General features: G+C 68.0%; 28 protein-coding genes and 2 tRNA genes. 20 read left to right on the top strand and 10 right to left on the bottom strand.

Annotation, left to right across the window (positions count from 1 at the left end):
* The 6 genes from AC3FMM_RS05495 to AC3FMM_RS05520 all read left to right on the top strand — a co-directional run.
* Positions 1–1,237: acetate--CoA ligase (locus AC3FMM_RS05495; RefSeq protein ID WP_488686222.1), on the top strand; the 1,237-nt coding region annotated here is incomplete at its 5' end.
* Between the two features lie 109 nt (positions 1,238–1,346).
* A complete protein-coding gene (locus AC3FMM_RS05500) occupies positions 1,347–3,398 on the top strand; it encodes a VC_2705 family sodium/solute symporter (protein ID WP_115710116.1) in 2,052 nt (683 codons plus the stop codon).
* A 61-nt stretch (positions 3,399–3,459) separates the two neighbouring features.
* Positions 3,460–3,550: transfer RNA gene (locus tag AC3FMM_RS05505), tRNA-Ser, on the top strand.
* A gap of 134 nt (positions 3,551–3,684) precedes the next feature.
* Positions 3,685–4,176, top strand: a complete 492-nt coding sequence (locus AC3FMM_RS05510) for a GNAT family N-acetyltransferase (protein WP_115710115.1) — start codon at positions 3,685–3,687, stop codon at positions 4,174–4,176.
* Positions 4,177–4,288: 112 nt separating this feature from the next.
* The gene (locus AC3FMM_RS05515; RefSeq protein ID WP_115710114.1) at positions 4,289–5,137 is read left to right on the top strand and encodes a D-amino acid aminotransferase; all 849 of its coding nucleotides are present in this window, start codon (positions 4,289–4,291) and stop codon (positions 5,135–5,137) included.
* A 61-nt stretch (positions 5,138–5,198) separates the two neighbouring features.
* Positions 5,199–5,471 (top strand): hypothetical protein, encoded by a 273-nt coding sequence (locus AC3FMM_RS05520; protein WP_115680608.1) that lies wholly within the window; start codon positions 5,199–5,201, stop codon positions 5,469–5,471.
* Positions 5,472–5,480: 9 nt separating this feature from the next.
* Here the strand turns inward: AC3FMM_RS05520 and yfiB are convergent, their stop codons facing one another.
* The 3 genes from yfiB to yfiR are packed head-to-tail and all read right to left on the bottom strand — an operon-like array spanning position 5,481 to position 7,875.
* On the bottom strand, positions 5,481–6,002 hold the full coding sequence (yfiB, locus tag AC3FMM_RS05525) for an outer membrane lipoprotein YfiB (protein ID WP_115710113.1): 522 nt from the start codon (positions 6,000–6,002) through the stop codon (positions 5,481–5,483).
* An 8-nt stretch (positions 6,003–6,010) separates the two neighbouring features.
* Complete coding sequence (gene dgcN / locus AC3FMM_RS05530; RefSeq protein WP_115710112.1) at positions 6,011–7,276, bottom strand: diguanylate cyclase DgcN/YfiN; 1,266 nt, start codon at positions 7,274–7,276, stop codon at positions 6,011–6,013.
* The gene (gene yfiR / locus AC3FMM_RS05535; protein WP_115710111.1) at positions 7,273–7,875 is read right to left on the bottom strand and encodes a regulatory sequestration protein YfiR; all 603 of its coding nucleotides are present in this window, start codon (positions 7,873–7,875) and stop codon (positions 7,273–7,275) included. Before yfiR ends, dgcN begins: the two co-directional genes overlap by 4 nt.
* Positions 7,876–8,185: 310 nt before the next feature.
* Here yfiR and AC3FMM_RS05540 point away from each other — a divergent pair, with 310 nt between their 5' ends.
* The 6 genes from AC3FMM_RS05540 to AC3FMM_RS05565 all read left to right on the top strand — a co-directional run bounded on the left by AC3FMM_RS05540 (position 8,186) and on the right by AC3FMM_RS05565 (position 10,686).
* Positions 8,186–8,647, top strand: coding sequence for a CopD family protein (locus tag AC3FMM_RS05540; RefSeq protein ID WP_488686224.1), 462 nt, complete (start codon positions 8,186–8,188; stop codon positions 8,645–8,647).
* A 51-nt stretch (positions 8,648–8,698) separates the two neighbouring features.
* Entirely contained in the window at positions 8,699–9,115 is a 417-nt protein-coding gene (locus tag AC3FMM_RS05545) for a lysozyme inhibitor LprI family protein (RefSeq protein WP_115710109.1), read from the top strand.
* Positions 9,116–9,182: 67 nt separating this feature from the next.
* A complete protein-coding gene (locus tag AC3FMM_RS05550; RefSeq protein ID WP_092309492.1) occupies positions 9,183–9,386 on the top strand; it encodes a hypothetical protein in 204 nt (67 codons plus the stop codon).
* Between the two features lie 138 nt (positions 9,387–9,524).
* Positions 9,525–9,962 (top strand): YXWGXW repeat-containing protein, encoded by a 438-nt coding sequence (locus AC3FMM_RS05555; protein ID WP_115710108.1) that lies wholly within the window; start codon positions 9,525–9,527, stop codon positions 9,960–9,962.
* A gap of 113 nt (positions 9,963–10,075) precedes the next feature.
* Positions 10,076–10,300 carry a hypothetical protein gene (locus AC3FMM_RS05560; RefSeq protein ID WP_012353266.1) on the top strand — a complete coding sequence of 75 codons (225 nt, stop codon included), beginning with the start codon at positions 10,076–10,078 and terminating at the stop codon, positions 10,298–10,300.
* Between the two features lie 101 nt (positions 10,301–10,401).
* On the top strand, positions 10,402–10,686 hold the full coding sequence (locus AC3FMM_RS05565) for a hypothetical protein (protein WP_115710104.1): 285 nt from the start codon (positions 10,402–10,404) through the stop codon (positions 10,684–10,686).
* Between the two features lie 48 nt (positions 10,687–10,734).
* Here the strand turns inward: AC3FMM_RS05565 and AC3FMM_RS05570 are convergent, their stop codons facing one another.
* From AC3FMM_RS05570 to glpK, 4 genes are all read right to left on the bottom strand, one after another.
* The gene (locus AC3FMM_RS05570; protein WP_326348527.1) at positions 10,735–11,109 is read right to left on the bottom strand and encodes a hypothetical protein; all 375 of its coding nucleotides are present in this window, start codon (positions 11,107–11,109) and stop codon (positions 10,735–10,737) included.
* A gap of 92 nt (positions 11,110–11,201) precedes the next feature.
* Entirely contained in the window at positions 11,202–11,579 is a 378-nt protein-coding gene (locus AC3FMM_RS05575; protein WP_116312771.1) for an MliC family protein, read from the bottom strand.
* A gap of 62 nt (positions 11,580–11,641) precedes the next feature.
* Positions 11,642–13,246 (bottom strand): glycerol-3-phosphate dehydrogenase/oxidase, encoded by a 1,605-nt coding sequence (locus tag AC3FMM_RS05580; protein WP_488686226.1) that lies wholly within the window; start codon positions 13,244–13,246, stop codon positions 11,642–11,644.
* A 79-nt stretch (positions 13,247–13,325) separates the two neighbouring features.
* A complete protein-coding gene (glpK, locus tag AC3FMM_RS05585) occupies positions 13,326–14,897 on the bottom strand; it encodes a glycerol kinase GlpK (protein ID WP_488686227.1) in 1,572 nt (523 codons plus the stop codon).
* Between the two features lie 56 nt (positions 14,898–14,953).
* Here glpK and AC3FMM_RS05590 point away from each other — a divergent pair, with 56 nt between their 5' ends.
* Positions 14,954–15,841, top strand: coding sequence for an NUDIX hydrolase (locus AC3FMM_RS05590; RefSeq protein ID WP_116312769.1), 888 nt, complete (start codon positions 14,954–14,956; stop codon positions 15,839–15,841).
* A gap of 120 nt (positions 15,842–15,961) precedes the next feature.
* Complete coding sequence (gene purU, locus AC3FMM_RS05595; RefSeq protein ID WP_111517592.1) at positions 15,962–16,828, top strand: formyltetrahydrofolate deformylase; 867 nt, start codon at positions 15,962–15,964, stop codon at positions 16,826–16,828.
* Positions 16,829–16,982: 154 nt separating this feature from the next.
* On the opposite strand, the gene AC3FMM_RS05600 is transcribed toward purU, so the two are convergent.
* Positions 16,983–17,753 carry a DeoR/GlpR family DNA-binding transcription regulator gene (locus AC3FMM_RS05600; RefSeq protein WP_111517593.1) on the bottom strand — a complete coding sequence of 257 codons (771 nt, stop codon included), beginning with the start codon at positions 17,751–17,753 and terminating at the stop codon, positions 16,983–16,985.
* A 172-nt stretch (positions 17,754–17,925) separates the two neighbouring features.
* On the opposite strand from AC3FMM_RS05600, the gene AC3FMM_RS05605 reads away from it, so the two are divergent.
* The 6 genes from AC3FMM_RS05605 (at position 17,926) to AC3FMM_RS05630 (ending at position 24,094) form a co-directional block, all read left to right on the top strand.
* On the top strand, positions 17,926–19,047 hold the full coding sequence (locus AC3FMM_RS05605; RefSeq protein ID WP_488686229.1) for an ABC transporter ATP-binding protein: 1,122 nt from the start codon (positions 17,926–17,928) through the stop codon (positions 19,045–19,047).
* A 3-nt stretch (positions 19,048–19,050) separates the two neighbouring features.
* Positions 19,051–20,157 (top strand): ABC transporter ATP-binding protein, encoded by a 1,107-nt coding sequence (locus AC3FMM_RS05610; RefSeq protein ID WP_115710092.1) that lies wholly within the window; start codon positions 19,051–19,053, stop codon positions 20,155–20,157.
* Positions 20,154–21,038: a carbohydrate ABC transporter permease gene (locus AC3FMM_RS05615; protein ID WP_115680594.1), complete on the top strand. Its 885-nt coding sequence runs from the start codon at positions 20,154–20,156 to the stop codon at positions 21,036–21,038. Before AC3FMM_RS05610 ends, AC3FMM_RS05615 begins: the two co-directional genes overlap by 4 nt.
* Positions 21,031–21,897: a carbohydrate ABC transporter permease gene (locus AC3FMM_RS05620; RefSeq protein WP_092309462.1), complete on the top strand. Its 867-nt coding sequence runs from the start codon at positions 21,031–21,033 to the stop codon at positions 21,895–21,897. The genes AC3FMM_RS05615 and AC3FMM_RS05620 overlap by 8 nt, the downstream gene beginning before the upstream one ends.
* A gap of 28 nt (positions 21,898–21,925) precedes the next feature.
* On the top strand, positions 21,926–22,234 hold the full coding sequence (locus AC3FMM_RS05625) for a DUF2160 domain-containing protein (protein ID WP_111517597.1): 309 nt from the start codon (positions 21,926–21,928) through the stop codon (positions 22,232–22,234).
* 120 nt (positions 22,235–22,354) lie between these two features.
* Positions 22,355–24,094 (top strand): ABC transporter substrate-binding protein, encoded by a 1,740-nt coding sequence (locus tag AC3FMM_RS05630; RefSeq protein WP_373429509.1) that lies wholly within the window; start codon positions 22,355–22,357, stop codon positions 24,092–24,094.
* Positions 24,095–24,198: 104 nt separating this feature from the next.
* Here the strand turns inward: AC3FMM_RS05630 and AC3FMM_RS05635 are convergent, their stop codons facing one another.
* Together AC3FMM_RS05635 and AC3FMM_RS05640 are read right to left on the bottom strand one after the other, a co-directional pair.
* A complete protein-coding gene (locus AC3FMM_RS05635; RefSeq protein WP_488686231.1) occupies positions 24,199–26,199 on the bottom strand; it encodes a diguanylate cyclase domain-containing protein in 2,001 nt (666 codons plus the stop codon).
* A gap of 227 nt (positions 26,200–26,426) precedes the next feature.
* Positions 26,427–26,501 (bottom strand) — tRNA-Val (locus tag AC3FMM_RS05640).
* Positions 26,502–26,553 lie beyond the last annotated feature (52 nt).

Raw genomic sequence — 26,553 nt, forward strand, 5'->3', positions numbered from 1 at the left:
CCAGCCCGATACCTGCGAGGCCGAACCCGTCGGCGCCGAGCATCCGCTGTTCGTGCTCTACACCTCGGGCTCCACCGGCAAGCCCAAGGGCGTGCAGCACAGCACCGGCGGCTACCTGCTGTGGGCGCTGATGACGATGAAGTGGTCGTTCGACATCAAGCCCGACGACCTGTTCTGGTGTACCGCCGACATCGGCTGGGTCACCGGCCACACCTATATCGCCTACGGCCCGCTGGCGGCCGGCGCCACCCAGGTGGTGTTCGAGGGCGTGCCGACCTACCCGAACGCCGGCCGTTTCTGGGACATGATCGCCCGCCACAAGGTCAGCATCTTCTACACCGCGCCGACCGCGATCCGCTCGCTGATCAAGGCCGCCGAGGCCGACGAGAAGATCCACCCCAAGCAGTACGACCTGTCGAGCCTGCGCCTGCTCGGCACCGTGGGCGAGCCGATCAACCCGGAAGCGTGGATGTGGTACTACAAGAACGTCGGCAATGAGAACTGCCCGATCGTCGACACCTTCTGGCAGACCGAGACCGGCGGCCACATGATCACGCCGCTGCCGGGCGCGACGCCGCTGGTGCCGGGCTCGTGCACGCTGCCGCTGCCGGGCATCATGGCCGCCATCGTCGACGAGACCGGACAGGACGTGCCCAACGGCAGCGGCGGCATCCTGGTGGTCAAGCGCCCGTGGCCGGCGATGATCCGCACCATCTGGGGCGATCCGGAGCGCTTCAAGAAGAGCTATTTCCCCGAAGAGCTCGGCGGCAAGCTCTACCTGGCCGGCGACGGCTCGATCCGCGACAAGGACACCGGCTACTTCACCATCATGGGCCGCATCGACGACGTGCTGAACGTGTCGGGGCACCGCATGGGCACGATGGAGATCGAGTCGGCGCTGGTGGCCAACCCGCTGGTGGCAGAAGCCGCGGTGGTGGGCCGCCCGGACGACATGACCGGCGAAGCGATCTGCGCCTTCGTCGTGCTCAAGCGCTCGCGCCCGAGCGGCGAGGAAGCGGCCAAGCTCGCAACCGAGCTGCGCAACTGGGTCGGCAAGGAGATCGGCCCGATCGCCAAGCCCAAGGACATCCGCTTTGGCGACAACCTGCCCAAGACGCGCTCGGGCAAGATCATGCGCCGGCTGCTGCGGTCGCTGGCCAAGGGCGAAGAGATTACGCAGGACACCTCGACGCTGGAGAACCCGGCCATCCTCGAGCAGCTGAAACTGGCGCAGTAACCCCGCCGGTGACCCGGCTACTCGGAGCCGAGCCCTGAACCCGCCGCCGCGCACCCGCGCGCCGGCGGGTTTGTTACGATAGCTTCCCACCGACACGGACTGTCCCCTCATGCCCGAAGCCCAGGCGCGCTTTCGCCGACGGTTGCTGCTCTACTACGGCCTGTTCACGCTGGGGCTGTTCGGCTTCGTGGGGATGATGGGATTGCTGGAACGCTCCAATGCCGATGCGCTGTGGCTGGGCTACGTCTTCCTGTTCATCACCATCGCGATCTATGCCTGCATCGGGCTGATCTGCCGCACCTCGGACCTCAACGAGTACTACGTCGCGTCGCGGCGCGTGCCGGCCATGTTCAACGGCATGGCGATTGCCGCCGACTGGATGAGCGCGGCATCGTTCATCGGCCTGGCCGGCATCCTGTTTTCCTCGGGCTACGAAGGGCTGGCCTATGTGATGGGATGGACCGGCGGCTATTGCCTGGTGGCCTTCCTGCTGGCGCCATACCTGCGCAAGTACGGCGGCTATACCATCCCCGACTTCCTTGCCGCGCGCTACGGCAACGGCAAGCCCGGCGGCAACCTGCCGGTGCGCGCGATCGCGGTGCTGGCCGCCTCGCTTTGCTCGTTCGTCTACCTGGTGGCGCAGATCCAGGGCGTGGGGCTGGTGGTGACGCGCTTCATCGGCGTCGAATTTGCCGTCGGCATTTTCTTCGGCCTGGCGGGCATCCTGGTCTGCTCCTTCCTGGGCGGCATGCGCGCGGTCACGTGGACGCAGGTGGCGCAGTACATCATGATGATCGTGGCGTTCCTGGTCACGGTGTCGATGATCGCGTGGAAACACCACCAGGAACCGCTGCCGCAACTCAGCTACGGCACGCTGCTGACGCAGCTGGATGCCCGTGAACAGCAGCTGGAGCGCGAGCCGGCCGAGCGGGCGGTGCGCGACTACTACCGGCAGCAGGCCATCCTGCTGCAGGAGCGCATCGCGCGCTTGCCTGAATCCTTCGCGCAGGAGCGCGACGCGCTGGATGCGCGCCTGCAGGACCTGCGCACACGCAATGCGCCGCTGCGCGAGATCAAGGCGCTCGAGCGCGAACGGCTCGAGTTCCCGCGCGATGCCGCCGCCGCGCAGCAGCAATGGCACCAGCAACGCGAAGAGGCACTGGCCCGCAGCCGCCATTCGATGTCGTCCACCGAACCCTATCCCGCGGCGTCCGAGCAGGAGCGCAAGACCAAGCGGCTCAATTTCGTCCTGCTGGTGTTCTGCCTGATGGTGGGCACCGCCAGCCTGCCTCACATCCTGACGCGGCTCTACACCACGCCCTCGGTCAGGGAGACGCGCAACTCCGTGGCCTGGGCCGTGTTCTGCATCGCCTTGCTCTATGTCTCGGCACCCACGCTCGCGGCGCTGGTGAAGTACGAGTTCTTCGAGCACCTGGTCGGTACCCCGTACGCCGACCTGCCGCAGTGGGTGGTGCAATGGCGCAAGGTCGATCCGCCGGTGTTCGGCATTCGCGACGTCAACGGCGACGGCATCGTGCAATGGGCCGAAATCCTGCTGCAGCCCGACATGATCGTGCTCGCCGCCCCGGAGATTGCCGGCCTGCCATACGTCATCTCGGGGCTGATCGCCGCCGGCGCGCTGGCCGCCGCGCTCTCGACGGCGGACGGCCTGCTGCTGACCATTGCCAACGCGCTTTCGCACGACGTCTTCTATCACATGGTCGACCGCCAGGCGAGCCACCAGCGGCGCGTCACCACCGCCAAGATCGTGCTGCTGGCCGTGGCACTGTTCGCCTCGTACGTCACATCGCTGCGCCCCGGCAATATCCTGTTCCTGGTCGGCGCCGCCTTCTCGCTGGCGGCCTCGAGCTTCTTCCCGGTCCTGATCCTGGGCATCTTCTGGCGCCGCACCACCGCCGCCGGCGCCTTCGCCGGCATGGTCGCCGGGCTCGGCGTGGCGGTGTACTACATCTTCGTCAACTATCCCTTCTTCACCCGCATGACCGGCATTTTCGGCAACCGCTGGTTCGGCGTGGATCCCATCGCCTCCGGCGCCTTCGGGGTTCCCGCGGGCTTCGCGGTAGCGATCGTGGTCAGCCTGCTGACGCCCCGCAACGCACCGGTGATCGATCGGCTGGTGACCTACCTGCGCAAGGGGTAGGGCAGGGTGGTGACGAGGTACTGGATTCGACCGGCAACTCTGCTATAATCGCGGACTTCCCGGAGAGATGGATGAGTGGTTTAAGTCGCACGCCTGGAAAGCGTGTATAGGTTAATAGCCTATCGGGGGTTCGAATCCCCCTCTCTCCGCCAGAACACCGAGCAAGACCATGCAAAGCCGCCCGTTCTCCGGGCGGCTTTTTCGTTTTCCGGGCCGGTCAACTGGCTTGGAGCGAGCCCGCGCAAGGGCTGCCGATTCTTCCGCGTCCCGGTTATGCTCTCGTCCCATGACCAATTTCACCTCCCATTTCGAAATCCGCCCCGCCTTGCCCTCGGACGCGCAAGCCGTGGAAGCGATCCTCATCGACACCTACCTCGGCACCTGGAAGCCGCAACTGGCTCCCGCCGCCGCGGCGGCGTTCGAACAGCAAGGCAAGACCCGCAGCTACGTCGAAGCACGATTGCAGGAATTCCGTGTCGCCTGCGTGGACGGCGTGCCGGCCGCGATGGTGGATTGGGAAAACAATTTCGTCTGGGCGCTGCATGTCGGCCGGGCATGGCAGCGGATGGGGCTGGGTGGGGCGCTGCTGGCGCATGCGGAAGCCGAGATGGCGCGCGCCGGACATCGCGAGGCGCGGCTGGAGACGGATACGTTCAACCAGCAAAGCCGGGCATTCTATCGGCGCCACGGCTATGCCGAGATCGATTTCTATCCCGATGAAAGCTGGGACAGCGGCTTCACCACGGTGCTGCTGTCAAAGGCGCTGGCGCCGGCCTGATCGGGCCACTTTGCCGGAGTGGCGCGCGGCCGTGCTCATGCGTAGATTGCATGACCTTGCCGGGCCGCGCGTGAAAGAATCAGGCATCTCTTTCGAACTGCCTCCTGCAACCATGTCCGACCCCATCGTCCACCTCAACGGCACCCTGACCCCGCTCTCCGAGGCCCGCATCCCTGTGCTGGACCGCGGCTTTATCTTCGGCGACGGCATTTATGAGGTGATCCCGTATTACCACGGCAAGCCTTTCCGCGGCGCGCAGCACCTGGCGCGGCTGCACCGGAGCCTGGAGGGCATCGGCATTCCCGACCCGTACAGCGCCGCGCAGTGGCTGGAGCGTGTCGGCGAGGTGGTCAGGGCCAATGGCCTGTCGGATCAGCTGGTCTATATCCAGGTGACCCGTGGCGTGGCCAAGCGCACCCATGCCTTTCCGAAGGAGGTGGTGCCGACGGTGCTGATCATGACCAATCCGATGGCGCTGCCGTCGGCGCAGATGGTGGAGCAAGGTGTCGCGTGCGTGACCATGGAGGACCGGCGCTGGCTGAATTGCCAGATCAAGTCGACCTCGCTGCTCGGCAACGTGCTGGCGGCGCAGCATGCGGTGGAGCAGGGCGTGACCGAGGCGATCCAGTTTCGCGACGGCTGGCTGACCGAGGCGTCGGCGTCCAATGTGTGGGTGGTGCGCGATGGCCGCGTGTCGGCGCCGCCCAAGGACAACCTGATCCTGGAAGGCATCCGCTACGGCTTCATGGAAGAAATCTGCGAGGCGATGGGGATTGCGCTGGAGTCGCGCCGGATCGCCAGGGACGAGGTATTTGCCGCCGACGAGGTGCTGCTGTCGTCGGCCAGCAAGGAGTTGCTGCCGGTGGTCAGCATCGATGGCCGTCCGATCGGCAAGGGCGTGCCGGGGCCGGTGTTCGCGCGCCTGTACGCGGCTTACCAGGCGGCCAAGGCGGCGCTGTAAGTGCCTGGAAGGGTCTCCCGACGCGTGCTAGGATGCGTTGGGATTCAGCCAGGAGTCAGTCATGGCCAAGCGTGAGCGCGGCCGGCGTGCCTTGCAGGACGAGGTCGGCCGGCGTATCCAGCAGATCGATGAAATCGGCGAAGACGGTGCCAGGATCCGGGTGCCGGCACCGCAGCCCCATCCGCGCGACGCGCGCGGGCGCAACTGGGACATGGCCTTCGACAATCTGCACGGCTATGCCGCCAGTGTGCGCGCGGTGGTCGACAAGGTGCGCGACGAGTTCGACCTGAACGAGGCGCTGGAGAACCGCGCGCCCAATCCCTTCGGCGACTGAGCCGGCGGTCTAATCCACCGAAACGATGATGGCGACGCGCCGGTTCTCGGCGCGTCCCGCGGCGGTGCGGTTGTCCGCCACCGGGCGGGCCTTGCCCAGCCCGCGCACCTCGATGCTGTCGCGCGCAAAGCCGGCATCGGCCAGCAGCCTGGCCACGGCCTCGGCGCGCCGCACCGACAGCGACTGGTTGTAGTCCGCCGAGCCGGCGTCATCGGTATGGCCATCCACGCGCAGGCGCTCGATGCCCACGCCGCTCAGCGCCCGGCCGATGCGCTGCACATTGGCGGCGCGGTCCCCTTCGATCAGGTCTTCGTTGAAACCGAACAGCACCTTGTCGGTGAGGCCCAGCTCCCAGCCTTCGCCGGTCTGCATGAAGCCCTCCTGCTGCAAGACCGCCAGCTGCGCCGGCGACAGCCGGCCGGCGGGCGGCGTGGCCTGGCAGCCCGCCACGGCGAGGCTGGCCAGCATGACGGCGGCCACCCAGGCTTTCCATCTGGATGTGAGGCTTGTCGGGGGACGGCTTGCAAACATGTGGATTCTCACTGCGTGACGTCGAGGCGCGGCTCGGCGCTTTGCCAGATGCCGCCGGAGCGCCGCTTGGCGCCGTACATGGCGGCGTCGGCGGCGTGCAGCAGGGCCTGGCTGCCTTGCGCGTGGACCGGAAAGACAGCCAGCCCGATGCTGAGCGAGGCCTGCACCGAGCTGCCGTCGGGCAGGTCGATCGGGCGAGCCATGGCCAGCAGGATATGCTCGGCGATCTGGATGACGTCGGCCGGCGCGCGCAGCGCGGTGGCCAGCACCGCGAATTCGTCGCCGCCGATGCGCGCCACGGTGTCGCGGCCGCGCAGGCTGGCGCGGATGCGCTGGGCCACCGCGACCAGCACCGCGTCGCCCGCGGCATGGCCGTGGCGGTCGTTGACGTGCTTGAAATCGTCGCTGTCCAGGTACAGCACCGCGGCATATTCGTCGTTGGCGGCGGCGTGGCGCACCGCGTGCTCCAGCGCTTCGACGAAGGCGGCGCGGTTCAGCAGCCCGGTCAGGGCATCATGGTTGGCGCGGTGGGCGAGCGAGCGGTTTTCGTGCTGCATCTGGTTCTGCCAGGTCTGCAGTTCGTCGAGCAGGCCGTTGAAGTCATCGCTCAGGGCATTGAGCTCGGCGATGCTGGCCGGCGGCGTTCGCTGCGCGAAATCGCGCTGCGAACGCACTGCGTGCGCCACCCGCATCAGGTTGCGCAGCGGCTCGATGATCTGCACCAGCAGCCGGCTGGCCAGGTAGTGGGCGCCGACCGCGGTCAGCAGCAGGCAGGCCAGCAGCCCCAGCGCGCCTTGCAGCAGGAAGTGCAGCAGGTTGCGCGGGTCGCCGCTGACGCGCAGCGTGCCGACTTGCTGCGCCTGGTGCACGATGGGCTGCTCGACCGCATCGGTGCCCAGCCATTCGAGCAGCGCGTGGCGCAGGCCGGTCAGCGGGGCCTGGCCGGGGCGCTGCCATACCGCCAGCACGTGGTGGTCGCGGTCATAGACGGTGGCGCGGGCGATGTCTTCCGAGGCCGCGATCGCGGCCAGCGTTTCGGCGGTGGCCGCCTGGTCGCGGAACACCACCGGCGCTTCCAGCGTATAGGCGATCGAGCGTGCCACCAGCCGCACGTTGTGGTCGGCGTAGACACGCAGCGCGGTGACGCCGATCGCGGTCAGCGCCAGGCCCGCAGTGCATACCGCGATCAGCGCCACGCCCAGGTGGATACGGCGCAGCACGCTGTAGAGGGTGGGGCGCGCGCCTTGCCCGCGCACCGGCTGGCGCTGGCTCATGACGGCGCTCCCTTGCGGCGGCCGAGCTGCAGCACGCCGGGGTGCATATGCACGCCGCTGCGGGCGAGGGTATCGAGGTTGACGCGGAACGAGACCTGGTTGTCGCGGATGTTGAGGCAGAACATGCTGCCCACCTCGCACTCGAAGTCTTCTTCGGCGATGACCAGCACCGGGCGGCCGGTCAGCTCGGCCGACAGGCGCTTGCGGCGCGGTTCGTTCATGGTGCCCACGTACAGCGCATCGCACGCCGGGTGCAGCATCTCGGCCAGCACGTCGACCTGGCGGGTCTGCACGGTGCGGCCATTGGCGAGCGTGCCGCCTTCCTTGAGCCGGGCCGCATAGCGGCTGGCGTGATCGACGCACAGCCGCACCGGATCGCGCTCCACCGGCCAGCGTGCGTAGCCGAGCAGGCTGATGACGACGCGCGCGACCAGGTCGGCCCGTTGCGGCGCGGGCTGCGCGGTGACCGCCGGGGGCAGCATGGCCGGCAGCACTGCCAGCGTCACCGCCAGCAACAGCGCGGTCAGGCCGCGGCGCAGCAGCGGTCGTGCACGGGCAGCGGGCGGGGTTGGCGGGGGGCTTGCTGGGGCAGGCGCCATGGTCTGGAGCGAAGGGGGCGGGGCGGCCGGTTGCGGGGTTGTAGTCTGGCCGCGCGTATTGTCTGTGGCCGAGTTCCGGGCGGTCAAGCGTGCGGCTTTGCCGTGGCTCGGGCGAAAACGGGCGGCACGAGCGGGATGCTTCGGAGACCGGCTCGTGGCGCGGCGTGATACGAAATGTTTATCGGCCCCGCGGTTGTTTTCCTGAACCCCGCTGCGACCGCTGCTGCGCGCATGCCAGGCTTCGCCGTGGCGGACGCAACACTTAGAATGTGGCCATCGCCCCAATTCGTCCAACTCGCCCCCTGCCGCCATGATCGCCGATCCTCTTCTCCGCCTGCTGCACCTGACCGGCGTCGCCGTCTGGGTCGGCGGCATGTTCTTCGCCTACCTGTGCCTGCGGCCGGTGGCCGTCAACCTGCTGGAGCCGCCGCCGCGCCTGCGCCTGTGGCGCGGGGTGTTTGCCCGGTTCTTCCCGTGGGTATGGGCGTCGGTGGCGGCGATCCTGCTGAGCGGTGGCGCGATGATGGCGGCAGCTGGCATGGCGGGCGCACCACGCAACTGGCACCTGATGCTGGGCATCGGCCTCGTCATGGCGGGGATCTTCTGCTACGTCTGGTTCGGCCCCTACCGGGTGCTGGGCCGGGCCGTCGAGGCCCAGGACTGGCCGGCCGCCGGTGCCGCCCTGAACCGCATCCGGCAGGCGGTAGGGACCAACCTCGTGCTGGGGCTGGCCAATATCGCCGTGGCAACGCTGGGTCGCTGGCTTGCCTGAGCGGATCCGCGTCGGCTGGTCTTGTCACAACCACGCAAACGGAGAATTGCTATGCGCGTCCTCGCATGTGTTGCCGTCGCTGGTCTGACCGTGGCGGCCATCCCCGTCGCCGCCGCGGAAAATGGCACGCAGAATGGCGGCCTGAGCGCCGACTATGAGCGCTGCATGGACAAGGCCGTTTCGAACGCCGACATGCTCAACTGCGCGGCGCTGGAGTCGCGCGTGCAGGATACGGCGTTGAATCGCGCTTACCAGTCGCTGCTGCGGCGGCTGGAGGCGCCGCGCACCGGACAGTTGCGGGTGGCGCAGCGGGCCTGGCTGGATTACCGCCAGGCCAATTGCGCCTATGTCTCCAATCCTGCCGGCGGCAGCGCGGCGCGCGTGGCGGGCGCGTCCTGCCTGCTGGAGATGACCGCCGCGCGCGTGCGCGAATTGCGCGACTTCGCCACCGAGGCCGCCGGCCGGTGAGCTGGCGGGCCTTGTGCTAGAGTTGCCTGACCCCTGTGCTGCGGCACGTCTCAACCGGAGATGGATCATGGCAAACGAATCGCGCCACAACCTCAAGGCTTTCGTGCAGACCGCACCCCAGTCGGGGCGCTATGTGTGGGTCATCGCGCTGGTGGATTTCAGCGCGCAGCAGGTCAGGCGCGCGATCGTGTCGGACGATACCTTCACCACTTCCGATGCCGCGCGCGTTGCCGGCGAGGCCCAGCTCAAGGCGATGGCCGAGGATCACTAGCATCGTCCGCGCGCAAGCGGGGCTTGCACCGGGCTGTTGCGCGCCGGCATCCATGGCCGGCCGATATCGATTCTTGACTTGCCGGGGACTCACGGCGGACTAGACTATGGGCATGTTCCTCCACAAGAAAGGACTGCCATGTCGGATTGCGCGCTTCGCCCGGCCAGGGCCTTGCTGCTGGCCGCGTTGCTAGGTTCGGGCCTGACCCTCAGTGCGGGGTCGCTGGCCCAGGTCTCGGTCAATATCGCCATTGGCGTGCCGCCGCCGGCGCCGATCTACGAGGCCGCGCCCGCTCCGCGCGCCGGCTATGTCTGGATGCCCGGGTACTGGGACTGGGACGATCACCACCGCAAGCACGCCTGGAAGAAGGGCCGCTGGGAGCGCGAGCGCCCGGGCTATGTCTATGAGTCGCCGCGCTGGATCCAGGCGCGCGACGGCTGGGTGCTGGTGCCGGGTCGCTGGGACCAGGGCGGGTACAAGGACAAGGGCAAAAGCAACGGCAATCAAGGCCACGGCAACAAGGGCAACAAGGGCGGCCATTGCCCGCCCGGCCAGGCCAAGAAGGGCGAATGCTGACCGGCGCGCTGCCAGGCGCCGCGCGGTGACGCCGGACACCCCTGCCATGCTACGATCCCCGCCATGACACCCGCGCCCGCGCGGCGCATCGGCAGCGGATTCCGGAGGTAGCAATGGCAAGGCACGTCTTCACGCGCGCGCAGTATCTCGACATCCTCAACGACAGCCTGCGCAAGCATCCCGGCTGGCAGCCGGGCATGGCCTTCGTGTTCCTGCCGCCCGGCGCCGATGCCAGCCAGGCCACGGCGGTGGGCTGCACCGGCCCGATGGACGCGATACCGGTCTATGCGGAAATCCAGCGGGTGGCGGCCGAGCTGATCGAAGTCAGCGACGAATAGCCTAGGCACAGGCCTGCAACGGACACCACCACCGTAGCGCCGGCCGCGCCGGCGCCGCGGGTGCGTACAATACCGCCCTCTACAGACTTTCGGATATTGCCGTGAAGAAAACGGACCTGGAAAAAAACAAGGGCCTGAAGATCGCCAACAGCCTGAAGCAGGCGGCGGCGGGGCGGGGCGGCATTCCCGGCGCCGCGGCGCGTCCGGACCGGCGCGAGCAGCGCCGGCTGGACCAGGAGCAAGGCCTGGTGCCGTTCGCGTGCAAGCTCGACGGCGCGCTGGTGAAGCGCCTGCAGGCGCTGGCCGCCGATCACCCGGGCGGCATGACCGGGTTGCTCAATGAAGTGCTGGCCGGCGCGTTGCCGCCGGAACCGGGCCAGGCCTGAGCGCCGCGCGGCGGCCGCGCCGCCGCTGGCCCGGGCGTTGCTTCAGTCCTATTCCTCTTCGTCGAGGAACTCGCGGCGCAGCATCCAGTTGGCGATGGCTTCGTCGCAGATGCGCTTGAACTTCTGTTTGTCGGGCATCTTGTCGAACAGCTGGAAATTGACCAGCGCCATGCCGGCATCGGTGATGTAGAACATGCGGCTCGGGTCGTCATCGTGGACGATGCGGCCGTCGATGGCGTCTTCTTCGCTTTCGGCCGGCATGTCCTCCAGCTCGACCACGCGGCAGGTGAAGCGCGGGCTGCGGGTGTGGGTCAGGTACTCGAATTCGTCGTGCATGACCTCGCCGCCCTTGCCCGCGATCACGGCGAAGCCCCAGATAAAGCGGGGCATCGGCAGATCGGACAGATCTTCAATCTCGTCCATGGTGTTCTCCCTGATTCAATCCCCGCATTATCGCCCGGAACGCCGCGGCTTCAAAAGATGGCGCGGCCCGGGCCGTGCCGCGACCGTGCCCGCTACCTCCCGGCGTGGCAGTTCGCCAGCGCGGGCGGGGCGTTCTCGGCCTGCATCAGGTCGCGCAGCGTGCCTGACTCGCCCTTGGTCCACCATTCGTAGCGTCCGCCGACATAGCGCGCGCCGGACGCCGCCACCGTGCTGACCGCCAGCACCGGCTTGCCTTCGACGCGGAGCACCGCGGCCTGGTTGTCGGGGCTGTTGAAGTAGCGCACCGTCAGCGTCTTGCCGCCGTCGCACTGGTAACGCATGGTGCGCACCTCGGGAAAGCGCACGCCGTCGATGCCCGGCGCGCGGGCGGCGTAGGCCGTGGCGCTGGCGCAGAGCGCGGCCAGCAGGGCAACGATATGAATGCGGGACAGCGTCGGTCGATCGCGCATGGCGTGGTCTGGTCTGGTCGAAAGTTTGTGTTCGGGTGGATGGCGACAGCTCCGGCGAGCGATCAGCCGAGCATGTAGCCGGCCGCGAGCGTGCGGAAGCTCTCCACCTCGCGCGCCTGCCAGGCTGCATCCTCGGCAAGTTCTTCGGCCAGGATCGCGGCCACCGCCGGTGCCGCGTCAACGGCCGCGCGCGCGTCCAGGAACAGCGCGCGGTTGCGGCGCGCCAGCACGTCCTCGACCCGGCGCGCCAGCTCATGCCGGGCGGCAAAGCGCACATGGGCCTCGGTCAGACCCGAGGCGCCGGCGAGCATCCGCTCGTGTCCCGGCAGCGCGCGCAGCAGGCCCAGCTCGTTGCCGTAGTAGCGGTCCGGCGAGCCCGAATCCGGCGGCGGCAGGTCGGCCGGCAAGCCGGCGGCGCCATGCAGCGGCAGCTCCGCGGTCACGCATGGCGCGGCGCGCACCATCTGGCGCTGGATCGCGGTCTCGATCACGTCTTCGGCCATCTTGCGGTAGGTGGTCCATTTGCCGCCGGTGACGGTAATCAGCCCGGCCCTGGACACCAGGATCGTATGCTCGCGCGACAGCGAAGCGGTGGAGGCCTCGCCAGTGGCGCGCACCAGCGGCCGCAGGCCGGCCCAGACGCTGGTGACGTCGGCGCGGGTGGGGTCCTTGGCCAGGTAGCGCGACGCCGTTTCCAGGATGAAATCGACATCGTCGGCCCCCGCATCGGGCTCCAGCGGCAGGTCGCGGCGCGGCGTGTCGGTGGTGCCGACGATGGTGTGGCCGTTCCACGGCACCACGAACAGCACGCGTCCGTCGTCGGTCTTGGGGATCAGGATGGCGCGCTCGCCGGGCAGGAAGCTGCGCGGCAGCGTCAGGTGCACGCCCTGGCTGGGCGCGACCATGGTGCGGGCATGCCCGTCTTCCATCTGGCGGATGGCATCGACCCACACGCCGGTGGCATTGATCACGCAATCGGCGCGCAACCGGAAGGTGGCGTCGCCGAGCACGTCCTGCACCGTCACGCCGCTGATCACGCCGCCTTGCTGGCTCAGCCCGGTCGCGCGCATGTAGTTGAGCGCGGTGCCGCCGACGTCGAACAGGGTCCGCATCAGCGCCACCGCCAGCCGCGCATCGTCGAACTGGCCGTCGAAATAAAGGTTGCCGCCGCGCAGCGGGCGACCGCCGACGTGCTCGGCCAGGTTGGGCGCGGCGGCCAGCACCTCGCGGTGGTTCAGCCAGCGGCTGCCGGAGAGGTTGAGGTTGCCGGCCAGCATGTCGTAGAGCTTGAGGCCGATGCCGTAGAAGGGCTGGTCGAACATCTGGTAGGCCGGCACCACGAAGCCCAGCGGCCACACCAGGTGCGGCGCGTTGCGCGCCAGCAGGCCGCGCTCGTGCAGGGCCTCGCGTACCAGGCCGATATTGCCCTGCGCCAGGTAGCGCACGCCGCCATGCACCAGCTTGGTGGCCTTGCTCGAGGTGCCCTTGGCAAAGTCGGCGGCTTCGACCAGCAGCGTGCGGTAGCCGCGCGAGGCGGCATCGACGGCCGTGCCCAGGCCGGTGGCGCCGCCGCCGATGACGATCACGTCCCAGCGCGGCTCGCGCTCCAGGGTGGCGAGCAGGGCCGCGCGGCTGGGCGGCTGGATCGGGGTGGGAAGACTTTGCATGACGCTGGTGTGTGGTGGGTGCTGGCTGGAATGTTCGGATGGTCCGGACGTGGTGGCGCGGGGCGGGTTTGATCGACGCTCAGCCGTGGCCGGCGGCGGCGTCGTCCTCGCGCGCCCAGTCGCGTGCGCGCTCGACCGCCCGGTGCCAGCGCGCGAGCCGGTGGCCGCGCTGGTCGGCCGACAGGTTGGGCTCGAAGCGCCGCTCCACCTGCCATTGCTGCGCGATCTGCACCGGGTCGCTCCAGTAGCCGGTGGCCAGGCCCGCCAGGTAGGCCGCGCCCAGCGCGGTGGTCTCGGTTACGCGCGGACGTACCACCGGGGTGCCGAGCAGGTCGGCCTGCATCTGCATCAGCAGGTCGCTGCGCGAGGCGCCGCCGTCCACGCGCAGCTCGGCCAGCGCGATGCCGGCGTCCTTCTGCATGGCCTCGAGCACGTCGACGCTTTGCAGCGCGATCGATTCCAGCGCCGCGCGCGCGATCTGCGGCCTGCCGGTGCCGCGCGTCATGCCGACCAGCGTGCCGCGCGCAAAGGCGTCCCAGTGCGGCGCACCCAGCCCGGCAAAGGCCGGCACCAGCACCACGCCGCCGCTGTCGTCGCACTGGCGCGCCAGCGCCTCGGCCTCGGGCGCGCTCTGGATGATCTTGAGGCCGTCGCGCAGCCACTGGATGGTGGCGCCGCCCATGAACACGCCGCCCTCCAGGCAATACTGGGTCTGGCCGCGGTACTGCCAGCCGATGGTGGTCAGCAGCCGGTTATGCGACGTGACCGGCTGCGCGCCGGTATTCATCAGCAGGAAGCAGCCGGTACCGTAGGTGTTCTTGGCCATGCCGGGCACCAGGCAGGCCTGGCCGAAGGTGGCGGCCTGCTGGTCGCCGGCGATGCCGGCAATCGGGATCGGCATGCCGAACAGCCGCGCCGACGTGCGCGCGACCTCGCCGCTGGAGGGCACCACCTCTGGCAGCAGCGCGTGCGGGATGTCGAGCAGCGCCAGCAGCGCGTCGTCCCACTCGAAGCGGTGGATGTTGAACAGCATCGTGCGCGAGGCATTGGAGACATCGGTGACATGGCGCGCGCCGTCGGTCAGCTGCCAGATCAGCCAGCTGTCGACGGTGCCGAAGGCCAGTTCGCCGCGCTGCGCGCGCTCCCGCGCGCCTTCGATGTTGTCGAGCATCCAGCGCAGCTTGGTGCCGGAGAAATAGGCATCGATGATCAGGCCGGTCTTCTCGCGGAACAGCTCGCCGTGGCCGGCGGCCTGCAGCGCCTCGCACATCGGCGCGGTGCGGCGGTCCTGCCAGACCAGCGCGCGGCCGACCGGCTCGCCGGTCTTGCGGTCCCACAGCACGGTGGTCTCGCGCTGGTTGGTGATGCCGATGGCGCGCACCTGCGAGGCGCCGATGCCGGCGTCGGCCAGCACCGTGTGCGCCACCGCCAGCTGCGATTGCCAGATCTCGTAAGGGTCGTGCTCGACGTGGCCGGGATGTGGGTAATATTGGCGGAACTCGCGCTGCGCCAGCCGCACCACGTTGCCGGCATGGTCGAACAGGATGGCGCGCGAGCTGCTGGTGCCCTGGTCGAGCGCCAGCACGTATTGCGGCTCGGCGGGAAGCTGGGACGGGGCAGGGCGCTGCGCCTGCGCGGCGGGCTGGTTCATGCGTTCGATCCTGACAATGACAATGCGCGCCGGCGTGGCCGGTGCATGGAATCCTGATGGCTGAAACATCTTCTTTGCCGGCGGCCGGGGCCACCGCACGGATCGCCGCCTCGCTGGCGGCGCGCAGCGGCTTCGATGCCGCCGCCAGGCTGCGCCTGATGGCCGACGGCCGCCAGGTCGGCTGGCTGCCGCGCGCGCATGCCGGCATCCTGCGCGGTATCGACATCGGCCCTGGCGCCATGCTGGGCCCGGAGCAGGCGCTCGCCGATGGCTCCGTGGCGGTGGCCTTGCTGCCCGGCCGCGACGATTTCGAGGCGCGCAGCGCCGCGCTGCAGGCGCTGGCCCGCCAGCTGGCCGACGCCGGCCATGTGCGCGGCTGGCGCGACGAGCTGTTCGCCGTCACCGCCGCGCTGGATGCGCCGTCGGTCGCGGTGGTGGAGCGCGCCGCGGCGCGCTTCCTCGGGCTGCTGACCTTTGCCTCGCACCTGAACGGCATCGTCGACGGCGCCGCGGGCGACCCGCCCGCCCTGTGGATCTCGCGCCGCAGCCCGGCCAAGGCCGTCGACCCCGGCATGTGGGACAACCTGGTCGCCGGCGGCATGCCCCACGGCAGCGATCCGCTGGCGACGCTGGTGCGCGAGTGCGAGGAAGAGTCTGGCATCCCGCCCGCGCTGGCGCGTGGCGTGCAGGCGCACGGCATGATCGAGGTGCTGCGCGACCTGCCCGAAGGCGTGCAGTGGGAGCAGGTCTATGTCTACGACCTGCTGCTGCCGCCGGACTTCATTCCGCACAACCAGGACGGCGAGGTCAGCGAGCACCGGCGCGTCGGGCTGGCGCCATTGCTTGCTATCATGTCGGCCGGCGCCATGACGGTCGATGCGACACTGGTGACGCTGGATGCCCTTGGACGGCGTGGCTGGCTCGAGGCCGGCCTCCACGACTGAGCCGCCGCAGGGTCCATCGCCGCTTGTCCCGGTATTGCCTGCCGTATTGACCTTTGCACGGACCGAGCCCCCCTGGCTTTCCCGGCCTTGCGCCGCGCCACCCAGACAGAACCACACACCATGAGCAACACCGGATTCATCCTGACCCTCTCGTGCCCTGACCAGCCGGGCATCGTCCACGCTGTCTCGGGCCTGCTGTTCCAGCACGGCTGCAATATCGTCGACTCCGACCAGTACGGGGACGAGTACGCGGGCCGCTTCTTCATGCGCGTGCATTTCACCCCGGCCGCCGGTGGTCCCGACCTGACCACGCTGAAGGCCGCGTTCGCGCCGGTGGGCGACCAGTTCGGCATGCAGTGGGAGCTGAACGACGCCACGGTGAAGCCGCGCGTGATGATCATGGTGTCGAAGATCGGCCATTGCCTGAACGACCTGCTGTTCCGTGCCAAGGCGGGCGGGCTGCCGGTGGAGATCGCGGCCATCGTCTCGAACCACCGCGACTTCTACCAGCTGGCGGCGTCGTACGACGTGCCGTTCTTCCACCTGCCGCTGATGAACGCGTCGGCGGAGCAGAAGGCCGCGCAGGAAGCGCGCGTGTTCGACGTGGTGCAGGAGCAGAAGATCGACCTGGTGGTGCTGGCGCGCTACATGCAGGTGCTGTCCGACGACCTGTGCCGCAAGCTGGCCGGCCGCGCGATCAATATCCACCATTCGTTCCTGCCCAGCTTCAAGGGCGCCAAGCCGTACTACCAGGCGCACGACCGCGGCGTGAAGCTGATCGGCGCCACCGCCCACTACGTCACCGCCGACCTCGACGAAGGTCCGATCATCGAGCAGGAGATCGAGCGCGTGGACCACAGCATGGACCCCGACCAGCTCACCGCCGTCGGCCGCGACGTCGAATGCGTGGCGCTGGCGCGCGCGGTCAAGTGGCATGCCGAACACCGCATCCTGCTGAACGGCCACAAGACCGTGGTGTTCAAGTAATCCTTTCCTGTGCCCTTGGTTTGCTCCCTTCTCCCGCTTGCGGGAGAGGGGCCAAGGGAGAGGGCAGGCCTGCGCCAGAACCAACGCGCCAGGCACTGCCGGCACGCGCAGTGGCGCCACTGCCGACACGGCAGCAGCAGCGCTTGTCCCGCAATCACTCCCGCTCCGCCACCACACACTTCACCCCACTGTCGGCCAGGATCTGATCGAACGGCGCCGCCAGCGGCGCGTCGGTAAACAGCCGGTCCACCTGCGACACATGCGCCAGCTCGACCATGGCCTGGCGGTTGAACTTGCTGGCGTCCGCCGCCAGCCAGACCTCGCGTGAATGCTCGATGATGGTCCGCGCCACCTTGACCTCGCGGAAGTCATAGTCGCGCAGCGTGCCGTCGGCCTCGATGCCCGAGATGCCGATCAGCCCGATATCGACCTTGAACTGGCGGATGAACTCCACCGTGGCCTCGCCGACGATGCCGCGATCGCGCGAGCGCAGCACGCCGCCGGCGACGATGACTTCGCAATCGGGGTTGTCGGCCAGGATATTGGCCACGTGCAGGTTGTTGGTGATCACGCGCAGGCCGCGATGGTGCACCAGGCCGCGCGCGATCTCTTCCACCGTGGTGCCGATGTTCAGGATCAGCGAGCACCCCTCGGGCACTGCCGCCGCCACCGCGCGCGCGATGCGCGCCTTGCCTTCGGCATTGAGCACCTGCCGCTGCCGGTAGGCGATGTTCTCGGTGGTGGAGTCTTCCACCCGCACCCCGCCGTGGAAGCGCGCCAGCATGCCGTTCTCGGCCAGCATGTTGACATCGCGGCGCACCGTCTGGAGCGTGACGCCGAACTTGCGCGCAAGTTCGTCGATGGAGGCAAAGCCCTGGGTGCGGACTTCTTCCAGCAGGGCCGTCTGGCGGGGATTGAGGGTCATGCGGGGATTCTAGTTCAAACACAAACGAAAACAAAATGATGCGGTGCACTATTGTTTTATGTTCGTTTTGTTGCTAAAACGAGCATGAAGCCAAGATTGGTGCGCCTGCATCGAACGCATGCCGTATGTCGGCAGCGTCATCGGCCGGCAGCATATCGAACATGGAGGCCGGATGCAGCTACGTTTGGAAGGCGTCGCACAGCAGGCAGGTTCGCAGGCGTATCTGTATCCGCTGACGCTGGCCCCGGTTCCCGGCGCGGTCACCATCCTGCTGGGCGCGACGCAGGCGGGAAAGACTTCGCTGATGCGGGTCATGGCGGGGCTGGACCGGCCCAGCGCCGGGCGCGTGCTGGTCGACGGCGACGACGTCACCGGCATGCCGGTGCGCGAGCGCAATGTGTCGATGGTCTACCAGCAGTTCATCAACTACCCGTCGCTCAGGGTCTTCGACAACATTGCTTCGCCGCTACGGCTGCGGCGCAAGGCCGCAGCCGGCGAGATCGCCGCGCGCGTGCGCGAGCTGGCCGCGCGGCTGCATATCGACCACCTGCTGGAGCGCTATCCGGCCGAGCTGTCCGGCGGCCAGCAGCAGCGCGTGGCGCTGGCCCGCGCGCTGGCCAAGGAAGCCCCGCTGATGCTGCTGGACGAGCCGCTGGTCAACCTGGACTACAAGCTGCGTGAGGAACTGCGCGAAGAGCTGACCCAGCTGTTTGCGCACGGCGACGCCACCGTGATCTACGCCACCACCGAGCCCGGCGAGGCCCTGCTGCTGGGCGGGCACACCGCGGTGCTCGATGCCGGCGAGCTGCTGCAGTACGGCCCCACGCCACAGGTCTTCCACTATCCCGATTCGCTGCGCGTGGCGCGCGCCTTCAACGATCCGCCGATGAACCTGGTTGAGGGCCGGCTGGAGGGCGGCAAGGTGGCTTTGCCGGGAGGGATCGAGGTGCCCGTGCCTGGCGTGGCGGCGCACGACGGCCCGGTCACGCTTGGCGTGCGCGCCTCCGCGTTGCGCCTGACGGGCGAGGCCGGCGCGGTCGCCGTGCCGGGCCGCGTGGCGCTGGCCGAGTTGTCGGGGTCGGACACCTTCGTCCACGCCGCTACGTCGGTGGGCAACCTGGTGGCGCAGTTCGCGGGCGTGCTCGACCTGCAGCTGGGCGCGCCGGTGACGCTGCATCTGCTGCCCGAACAGCTCTACCTGTTCGACGCCGACGGGCGCCGCATCCATGCGCCGCGCCGGCCCGGCGGCCTCGCCGCCGAGGTGCCCGGCGGCATCGCGGCGGCAGGAGGCTGAGACATGGCGCGCATCGACCTGGACCTGGCGCACTCGTACGTGCCCGATCCGCGCACCGACGACGACTACGCGCTGCTGCCGCTGCGCTTCACCTTTGAAGACGGCGGCGCCTATGCGCTGCTGGGCCCGTCCGGCTGCGGCAAGACCACGCTGCTGAACTGCATTTCCGGGCTGCTGCGGCCTTCGCACGGCACCATCGCCTTCGACGGACGCGACGTCACCGGCGCCACGCCGCAGGCGCGCAATATCGCCCAGGTGTTCCAGTTCCCGGTGATCTACGACACCATGACCGTCGGCGAAAACCTGGCCTTCCCGCTGCGCAACCGCGGCGTGCCGGAAGCCCAGGTGCGCGAGCGGGTCGGCCGCGTTGCCGAGATGCTGGACCTGTCGGCGACGCTCGGGCGCCGCGCCAGCGGCCTGGCCGCCGATGCCAAGCAGAAGATCTCGCTCGGGCGCGGGCTGGTGCGCCAGGACGTGTCGGCCATCCTGTTCGACGAGCCGCTCACGGTGATCGACCCGCAGCTCAAATGGCAGCTGCGGCGCAAGCTGAAGGAAATCCACCACGAGTTTCGCCTGACGCTGATCTACGTGACCCACGACCAGACCGAGGCGCTGACCTTTGCCGACCAGGTGGTGGTGATGTCGCGCGGCAAGGCGGTGCAGGTGGGGCCGGCCGACGCGCTGTTCGAGCGGCCCGCGCATACCTTCGTCGGTCACTTTATCGGCTCGCCCGGCATGAACTTCCTGTCCGGGCAATGGCGCGACGGCGCCATCGACGTGGCCGGGCGGCGCTATCTGCCGTCGCTGGCGCCGCCGGTGGAAGCGGCGCTGCGCGCGGCCGGCAGCTTCCGCATCGGGGTCCGCCCGGAATACCTGCAACTGGCGCCCGAGCGCGACACCCAGGCGGTGCCGGTGCAGGTGCAGCGCGCGCAGGACATCGGCACCTACTGGCTGCTGACCGGCGCGGTGCAGGAGGCGGGCGCGCAGGCCGGCACGCTGCGCGCGCGGCTGGGCGCCGAGGCGGCCGGTCTGCGCGCGGGCGACACGGCATGGCTGTCGGTGTTCAACCGGCATACCTGCTACTACGTCAACGAGGAGCTGGTGTCATGAAACCAGTCAACCAGAAGGCCTGGCTGCTGGTGCTGCCGGTGGTGGTGTGCGTGGCGTTCTCCGCCATCCTGCCGCTGATGACCATCGTCAATTACTCGGTGCAGGACATCATCTCGCCCGAGCGGCGCGTGTTCGTCGGCACCGAATGGTTCCGCACGGTGCTGCGCGACGGCGAGCTGCACGACGCGCTGCTGCGCCAGCTCGGCTTCTCGCTGGCGGTGCTGCTGGTGGAGATTCCGCTGGGCATCCTGCTGGCGTTGTCGATGCCGGCCCGGGGCTGGAAGGCGTCGGCGGTGCTGGTGATCATCGCGCTGTCGCTGCTGATTCCCTGGAACGTGGTCGGCACCATCTGGCAGATCTTTGGCCGCACCGACATCGGCCTGCTGGGCGCGGCGCTGGAGGGGCTCGGCTTCGACTACAACTACACCGGCAGCGCTTTCGATGCCTGGATCACGGTGCTGGTGATGGACGTCTGGCACTGGACGCCGCTGGTGGCGCTGCTGTGCTATGCCGGCCTGCGCGCGATCCCCGACGCCTACTACCAGGCCGCGCAGATCGACGGCGCCTCGCGCCTGGCGGTGTTCCGCTTTATCCAGCTGCCCAAGCTGCGCGGCGTGCTGATGATCGCGGTGCTGCTGCGCTTCATGGACAGCTTCATGATCTACACCGAGCCGTTCGTGCTGACCGGCGGCGGGCCGGGCAACGCCACCACGTTCCTGTCGCAATACCTGACCCAGAAGGCCGTTGGCCAGTTCGACCTGGGTCCCGCGGCGGCATTTTCCATCGTCTACTTCCTGATCATCCTGCTCATGTGTTTCATCCTCTACAACTGGATGCAGCGCGCGGGCACCGCCGGCAGCGAGGACATGCCCCATGGCTGAGATCTCTTCGGCAGTCCCCGCGGTGATCCCCACCGCGATCCCGGCGCAGGCCAACCGCGCCGCCTGGTGGCGCGCCGGCTTCCTGCTGGCCTACCTGGTGTTCGCGATCGTGCCGATCTACTGGATGGTCAACATGTCGTTCAAGACCAACGAGGAGATCGTCTCGACGCTGTCGCTGTGGCCGGGCCAGTTCACGCTCGAGCACTACAAGACCATCTTCACCGATCCGTCCTGGTATTCGGGCTACCTCAACTCGATGATCTACGTGGCGATGAACACCGTGATCTCGATCGGCGTGGCGCTGCCGGCCGCCTACGCCTTTTCGCGCTACCAGTTCATCGGCGACAAGCACGTGTTCTTCTGGCTGCTGACCAACCGCATGACGCCGCCGGCGGTGTTCCTGCTGCCGTTCTTCCAGCTCTACAGCACCATCGGGCTGATGGATACGCACCTGGGCGTGGCGCTGGCGCACCTGGTCTTCAACGTGCCGCTGGCGGTGTGGATCCTGGAGGGCTTCATGTCGGGCGTGCCGCGCGAGATCGACGAGACGGCCTATGTCGACGGCTACTCGTTCCCGCGCTTTTTCCTGACTATCTTCCTGCCGCTGATCAAGGCCGGGGTGGGCGTGGCCGCGTTCTTCTGCTTCATGTTCAGCTGGGTCGAGCTGCTGCTGGCGCGCACGCTGACCTCGGTCAACGCCAAGCCCATCGTCGCCACCATGACGCGCACGGTGTCGGCATCGGGCATGGATTGGGGCGTGCTGGCCGCGGCCGGGGTGCTGACCATCGTACCCGGCGGCATCGTGATCTGGTTCGTGCGGCACTACATCGCGAAGGGCTTCGCGATGGGCCGCGTTTAACGCAGGCCTTCGCAAGGAGACGGCGCCAATGCTGAGCTGGATGGTATGGACCACACCGGTGGCGGTGTTCTTTGGCTGCATCGTGGTGATGCTGATCGGCATGACGATCCTGGAAATCCGCTCGCCGTCGGTGCTGCGCAAGGGCTTCCTGCCAATCGCCACCACCCGCGGCGACCGGCTCTTCATCGGGCTGATGTGCGCGGCGTGGATCAACCTGGCGTGGGTCGGGCTGGGCGAAAAGGTCGCCGCTTGGCTGGCGCTGCCGGAAGAGCCCTCGGTGTGGATCAGCTTCGTGGCTTCGATGCTGGTGCTGGCGCTGATCCTGCGCAAGGGCTAGCGCCGCTGCCGGCCGGCATTGGCCAGCAATAGCAAGCAATAACGGGAAACGCGGCTTGTCCCCACCCCGGGGCCGCCACCCAGACCACGACCGGGGCAGGGGATTCTTGAGGAGACACCGATGAAAGTGCACGTGACGTTGGGGATGTCAGCCCTTGCCTGCGCGGCCGCGCTGGCTTGCGGCGCCGCCTGGGCGGGCGAAGCGGAAGCGAAGAAGTGGATCGACAACGAATTCCAGCCCTCGTCGCTGTCCAAGGACAAGCAGGCTGCGGAGATGAAGTGGTTCATCGATGCCGCCGCCCGGCTCAAGGCCAAGGGCGTCACGCAGATCAACGTGGTGTCGGAGACCATCACCACGCACGAGTACGAATCCAAGACCCTGGCCAAGGCGTTCGAGGAGATCACCGGCATCAAGGTCAACCATGACCTGATCCAGGAAGGCGACGTGGTGGAGAAACTGCAGACCTCGATGCAGTCAGGCAAGTCGATCTATGACGGCTGGATCTCCGACTCCGACCTGATCGGCACGCACTACCGCTATGGCTCGATCCTGCCGCTGACCGACTACATGAACGGCGCCGGCAAGGAATGGACCAATCCCGGGCTGGATGTGAAGGACTTCATCGGCACCAAGTTCACCACCGCGCCGGATGGCAAGCTGTACCAGCTGCCTGACCAGCAGTTCGCCAACCTGTACTGGTTCCGCGCCGACTGGTTCGCGCGCAAGGACCTGCAGGACAAGTTCAAGGCCAAGTACGGCTACGACCTGGGCGTGCCGACCAACTGGTCCGCCTATGAGGACATCGCCAATTTCTTCACCAACGACGTGAAGGAGATCGACGGCAAGAAGGTCTACGGCCACATGGACTACGGCAAGAAGGACCCCTCGCTGGGCTGGCGCTTCACCGACGCCTGGCTGTCGATGGCCGGCACCGCCGACAAGGGCCTGCCCAACGGCATGCCGGTGGACGAGTGGGGCATCCGCGTGGCCGAGGACAAATGCACGCCGGTCGGCGCCTCGGTGGCGCGTGGTGGCGCCACCAACAGTCCGGCGGCGGTCTACGCGCTGACCAAGTACATCGACTGGATGAAGAAGTACGCCCCGCCGCAGGCGATGGGCATGACCTTCTCCGAGGCCGGCCCCGTGCCCGCGCAAGGGCAGGTGGCGCAGCAGATCTTCTGGTACACGGCCTTTACCGCCGACATGACCAAGAAGGGCCTGCCGGTCGTCAACGCCGACGGCTCGCCCAAGTGGCGCATGGCGCCGTCGCCGTATGGGCCGTACTGGAAGCAGGGCATGCAGAATGGCTACCAGGACGTGGGCTCGTGGACCTTCTTCAAGAACACCGATCCCAACAAGCTGGCCGGGGCCTGGCTGTACGCGCAGTTCGTGACCTCGAAGACGGTATCGCTGAAGAAGTCGCTGACCGGGCTCACCTTTATCCGCGACAGCGACATCCATCACGACTACCTGACCAAGAACGCGGCCAAGTATGGCGGCCTGGTCGAGTTCTACCGCAGCCCCGCGCGCGTGGCCTGGACCCCGACCGGCACCAACGTGCCGGATTATCCAAAGCTGGCCCAGCTGTGGTGGAAGAACGTGGCCACCGCGGTGACCGGCGAGAAGACGCCGCAAGCCGCGATGGACACGCTCGCCGATGAGATGGACCAGGTCATGGCGCGGCTGCAGCGCGCCGGCATGAGCCACTGCGCGCCCAAGCTGAATGCGAAGGGCGATCCGGGCAAGTGGCTGTCGAACGACCACGCGCCGTGGAAGAAGCTCGCCAACGAGAAGCCCAAGGGCGAGACCATCCCTTACGACAAGCTGTTGCAGGCGTGGAAGGAAGGGCAGGTGCGCTGAGGGGTTTAGGCTGCGGCAAACGTCCGGCCCTGAATAGCCCATTGGATGCTCCCTCTCCCGCTTGCGGGAGAGGGAGCAAAGCCGCCGCATTCATTCCGCCTGAGCTAGCCTGCTTGCGATGCCAGGTCGGATGGCTCTGCCGTATCGGCCGCCTGCGCGGCATAACGCGCCTTGCCATGCCGCTTGGCTTGATACAGCGCCATGTCGGCGTGCAGGAACAGTTCGCTCACGGTCATGGCGTGCCGCGCATCGCGCAGGGCCGCGCCGACGCTGGCCGACGCCGCCAGCGTATGGCCATCGATCACGAAGGGTATGCGCGCTGCCTGCACGATGGTGTTGGCCACCGACGCCATGGCATGGCGGTCGGCAATGCCGTCAAGAATCACCGCGAATTCGTCGCCGCCGATGCGCGCTACCGCATCGCCCTTGCGCACACAGGCGCGCAGCCGCTGCGCGAATGCCACCAGCAACTGGTCGCCGATGGGGTGGCCGTGGTTGTCGTTGACCGCCTTGAAGTCGTCCAGGTCCACCAGCAGCAGCGCCAGCGGGCACGCGCTGGCGCCGGCGCGCGCCATGGCTTCGGCCAGGCGCCGGTCGAAGCCCTTGCGGTTGAGCAGGCCGGTCAGGTAGTCGGAGACGGTCTGCGCTTCCAGGCTGCGCAGCTTTTCGCGCTCGTGGGTGACGTTGCGCCCGAACATATGCAGGCCGACCACGGTGTCCTGGGCATCGTTCCACGCTGGCTGGCAAGTGATTTCGATGCACTCGGTGCCGTCCGCGCTTTCGCGGGTAAAGGTCACGGCCTGGCCGGTGCCGGCTTGCTGCAGGTAGGCCTGGCAGGCCATGTATTCCTGCGTGCCCCACAACTCGCGCAGCGACAGGCCCACGATCTGCTGCGCCGGCAAGCCGTAGCGACGTGCATACGCCTCGTTGACGAAGACATAGCGCTGCTGCATGTCGATGAAGGAGATAAAGTCCGGCACATGGTTGGCAATCGCCTCGATGCGCTTCTCGCTGGCGGCGGCGCGGTCCTTGGCGGCCTGCAGCGCGGCCTCGCGCTCCGACAGCCGGGCCACGACCTCGGCGAAGCTCGACGCCAGCTCGCCGATCTCGTCGGCACGGCCGACCGGCAGGTCCGCCACGGCCTTCGGGTCGGTGCCGAGCTGGCGCACCGCGCGGTGCAGCCGCTGCAGCGGCGCCAGCAGCCGCCACATCACCAGCCACATCAGCGCGGCCGCGATCACCATGGTGATCGCCCCCATCACCAGGGTCCGCTTGCGCACCGTGAGCAACGGCGCATAGGCTTCGGCCGCGGGCAGCACCGCGACCACCTCCCAGCCGTTGGACGCCAGCAGGTAGCGCGCGACGATCGGCTGGGTCGGCGTCAGGATCTCCAGCAGCGCGGGCGGCTGCTCGGCGCCGCAGGCTTCGTCGAGGGCGCGCGCGGGCGCCAGCAGGCGCGACACGTCAGGATGCATCGCGTAGCGGGGATTGGTGCCGGAAGACACCAGGCAGAAGCTGCCGGTAGTGCCGACCCGGCTGTGCGACAGCTCGCGCAGGAAGTTGCTGTCCGCCAGGTTCAGCACGCCGCCGACCACGCCGCGCAGTTCGCCGGCGGGCCCCAGCATCGGCACCGCCAGCACCACGCCCGGTGCATTGGTCTGCTTGCCCTGGATCAGGTCCGACACCGCGAACGACTGGCCGTGCAGGACATCGCGGAAATAGTCGCGGTCGTTGACGCGCAGGCGCACGCCATCGGGCACGGCGGTGCTGAACGTCAGTTCGCCATCGGGCGAAGCCAGGAACACGGCATTGAAGGTCTCGGGAATTTCCACCAGACCGTGCGCCGCCTTGCGCAAATCGGCCGGTTTGGCGCCATGGAGCGCGGAGAACTGGCGTGCCACCCGCTGCAGCACGGCGGCGCGTGCCTGCAGCTTTTCATCGAGCTGCTCGGCGACCATCTCGACCAGCGTGTCCTGCTGCGCCTGCAGCAGGTTTTTCAGGCTGTCATAGGCGTAATACTGGGCGTAGAGCGCGCGCAGCACGATGATCAGCGTCACCACCCCCGCCGTGGCCAACGCCATCCGATACTTCAAAGAGTGCTGCATGATTGACTTCTTTATTGTGCGCACTGACCCGGTGTCCCGTCCATCGACCCGCTCGAGAGTGGAATCGTCGGTCCGGTGACGTGAAAAGAAGATTAGCAGAAGTCAAGCGACATTTCGAAACTGTTTGCAACAGCGGGTGCAAGTGCAGAAGCGGGGTGCTTTCGGAAAGGGCGGGGAGATGGATGCGGAAATGAAAAAAGCCAGCGCGAGGCTGGCTTTTTTGAAACTGGTGGGTGGTACAGGGATTGAACCTGTGACCCCTGCCGTGTGAAGGCAGTGCTCTACCGCTGAGCTAACCACCCCTGTCTGCGTCGTCGTTGCCGTGCAGCAGAGAAATGAGATTATGCAGAGGTT

Source organism: Cupriavidus sp. 207A1 (genome assembly GCF_057798955.1).

Bases quoted from the DNA above. Each gene is read 5' to 3' on its own strand.
- AC3FMM_RS05635 (WP_488686231.1), bottom strand. From the start codon at position 26,199: ATGCAGCACTCTTTGAAGTATCGGATGGCGTTGGCCACGGCGGGGGTG.
- AC3FMM_RS05630 (WP_373429509.1), top strand. From the start codon at position 22,355: ATGAAAGTGCACGTGACGTTGGGGATGTCAGCCCTTGCCTGCGCGGCC.
- AC3FMM_RS05605 (WP_488686229.1), top strand. From the start codon at position 17,926: ATGCAGCTACGTTTGGAAGGCGTCGCACAGCAGGCAGGTTCGCAGGCG.
- yfiB (WP_115710113.1), bottom strand. From the start codon at position 6,002: ATGTTTGCAAGCCGTCCCCCGACAAGCCTCACATCCAGATGGAAAGCC.
- AC3FMM_RS05510 (WP_115710115.1), top strand. From the start codon at position 3,685: ATGACCAATTTCACCTCCCATTTCGAAATCCGCCCCGCCTTGCCCTCG.
- AC3FMM_RS05520 (WP_115680608.1), top strand. From the start codon at position 5,199: ATGGCCAAGCGTGAGCGCGGCCGGCGTGCCTTGCAGGACGAGGTCGGC.
- yfiR (WP_115710111.1), bottom strand. From the start codon at position 7,875: ATGGCGCCTGCCCCAGCAAGCCCCCCGCCAACCCCGCCCGCTGCCCGT.
- AC3FMM_RS05570 (WP_326348527.1), bottom strand. From the start codon at position 11,109: ATGGACGAGATTGAAGATCTGTCCGATCTGCCGATGCCCCGCTTTATC.
- AC3FMM_RS05600 (WP_111517593.1), bottom strand. From the start codon at position 17,753: ATGACCCTCAATCCCCGCCAGACGGCCCTGCTGGAAGAAGTCCGCACC.
- AC3FMM_RS05555 (WP_115710108.1), top strand. From the start codon at position 9,525: ATGTCGGATTGCGCGCTTCGCCCGGCCAGGGCCTTGCTGCTGGCCGCG.
- AC3FMM_RS05625 (WP_111517597.1), top strand. From the start codon at position 21,926: ATGCTGAGCTGGATGGTATGGACCACACCGGTGGCGGTGTTCTTTGGC.
- AC3FMM_RS05560 (WP_012353266.1), top strand. From the start codon at position 10,076: ATGGCAAGGCACGTCTTCACGCGCGCGCAGTATCTCGACATCCTCAAC.
- glpK (WP_488686227.1), bottom strand. From the start codon at position 14,897: ATGAACCAGCCCGCCGCGCAGGCGCAGCGCCCTGCCCCGTCCCAGCTT.
- AC3FMM_RS05500 (WP_115710116.1), top strand. From the start codon at position 1,347: ATGCCCGAAGCCCAGGCGCGCTTTCGCCGACGGTTGCTGCTCTACTAC.
- AC3FMM_RS05615 (WP_115680594.1), top strand. From the start codon at position 20,154: ATGAAACCAGTCAACCAGAAGGCCTGGCTGCTGGTGCTGCCGGTGGTG.
- AC3FMM_RS05545 (WP_115710109.1), top strand. From the start codon at position 8,699: ATGCGCGTCCTCGCATGTGTTGCCGTCGCTGGTCTGACCGTGGCGGCC.
- AC3FMM_RS05610 (WP_115710092.1), top strand. From the start codon at position 19,051: ATGGCGCGCATCGACCTGGACCTGGCGCACTCGTACGTGCCCGATCCG.
- purU (WP_111517592.1), top strand. From the start codon at position 15,962: ATGAGCAACACCGGATTCATCCTGACCCTCTCGTGCCCTGACCAGCCG.
- AC3FMM_RS05590 (WP_116312769.1), top strand. From the start codon at position 14,954: ATGGCTGAAACATCTTCTTTGCCGGCGGCCGGGGCCACCGCACGGATC.
- AC3FMM_RS05575 (WP_116312771.1), bottom strand. From the start codon at position 11,579: ATGCGCGATCGACCGACGCTGTCCCGCATTCATATCGTTGCCCTGCTG.
- AC3FMM_RS05515 (WP_115710114.1), top strand. From the start codon at position 4,289: ATGTCCGACCCCATCGTCCACCTCAACGGCACCCTGACCCCGCTCTCC.
- dgcN (WP_115710112.1), bottom strand. From the start codon at position 7,276: ATGAGCCAGCGCCAGCCGGTGCGCGGGCAAGGCGCGCGCCCCACCCTC.
- AC3FMM_RS05550 (WP_092309492.1), top strand. From the start codon at position 9,183: ATGGCAAACGAATCGCGCCACAACCTCAAGGCTTTCGTGCAGACCGCA.
- AC3FMM_RS05580 (WP_488686226.1), bottom strand. From the start codon at position 13,246: ATGCAAAGTCTTCCCACCCCGATCCAGCCGCCCAGCCGCGCGGCCCTG.
- AC3FMM_RS05620 (WP_092309462.1), top strand. From the start codon at position 21,031: ATGGCTGAGATCTCTTCGGCAGTCCCCGCGGTGATCCCCACCGCGATC.
- AC3FMM_RS05540 (WP_488686224.1), top strand. From the start codon at position 8,186: ATGATCGCCGATCCTCTTCTCCGCCTGCTGCACCTGACCGGCGTCGCC.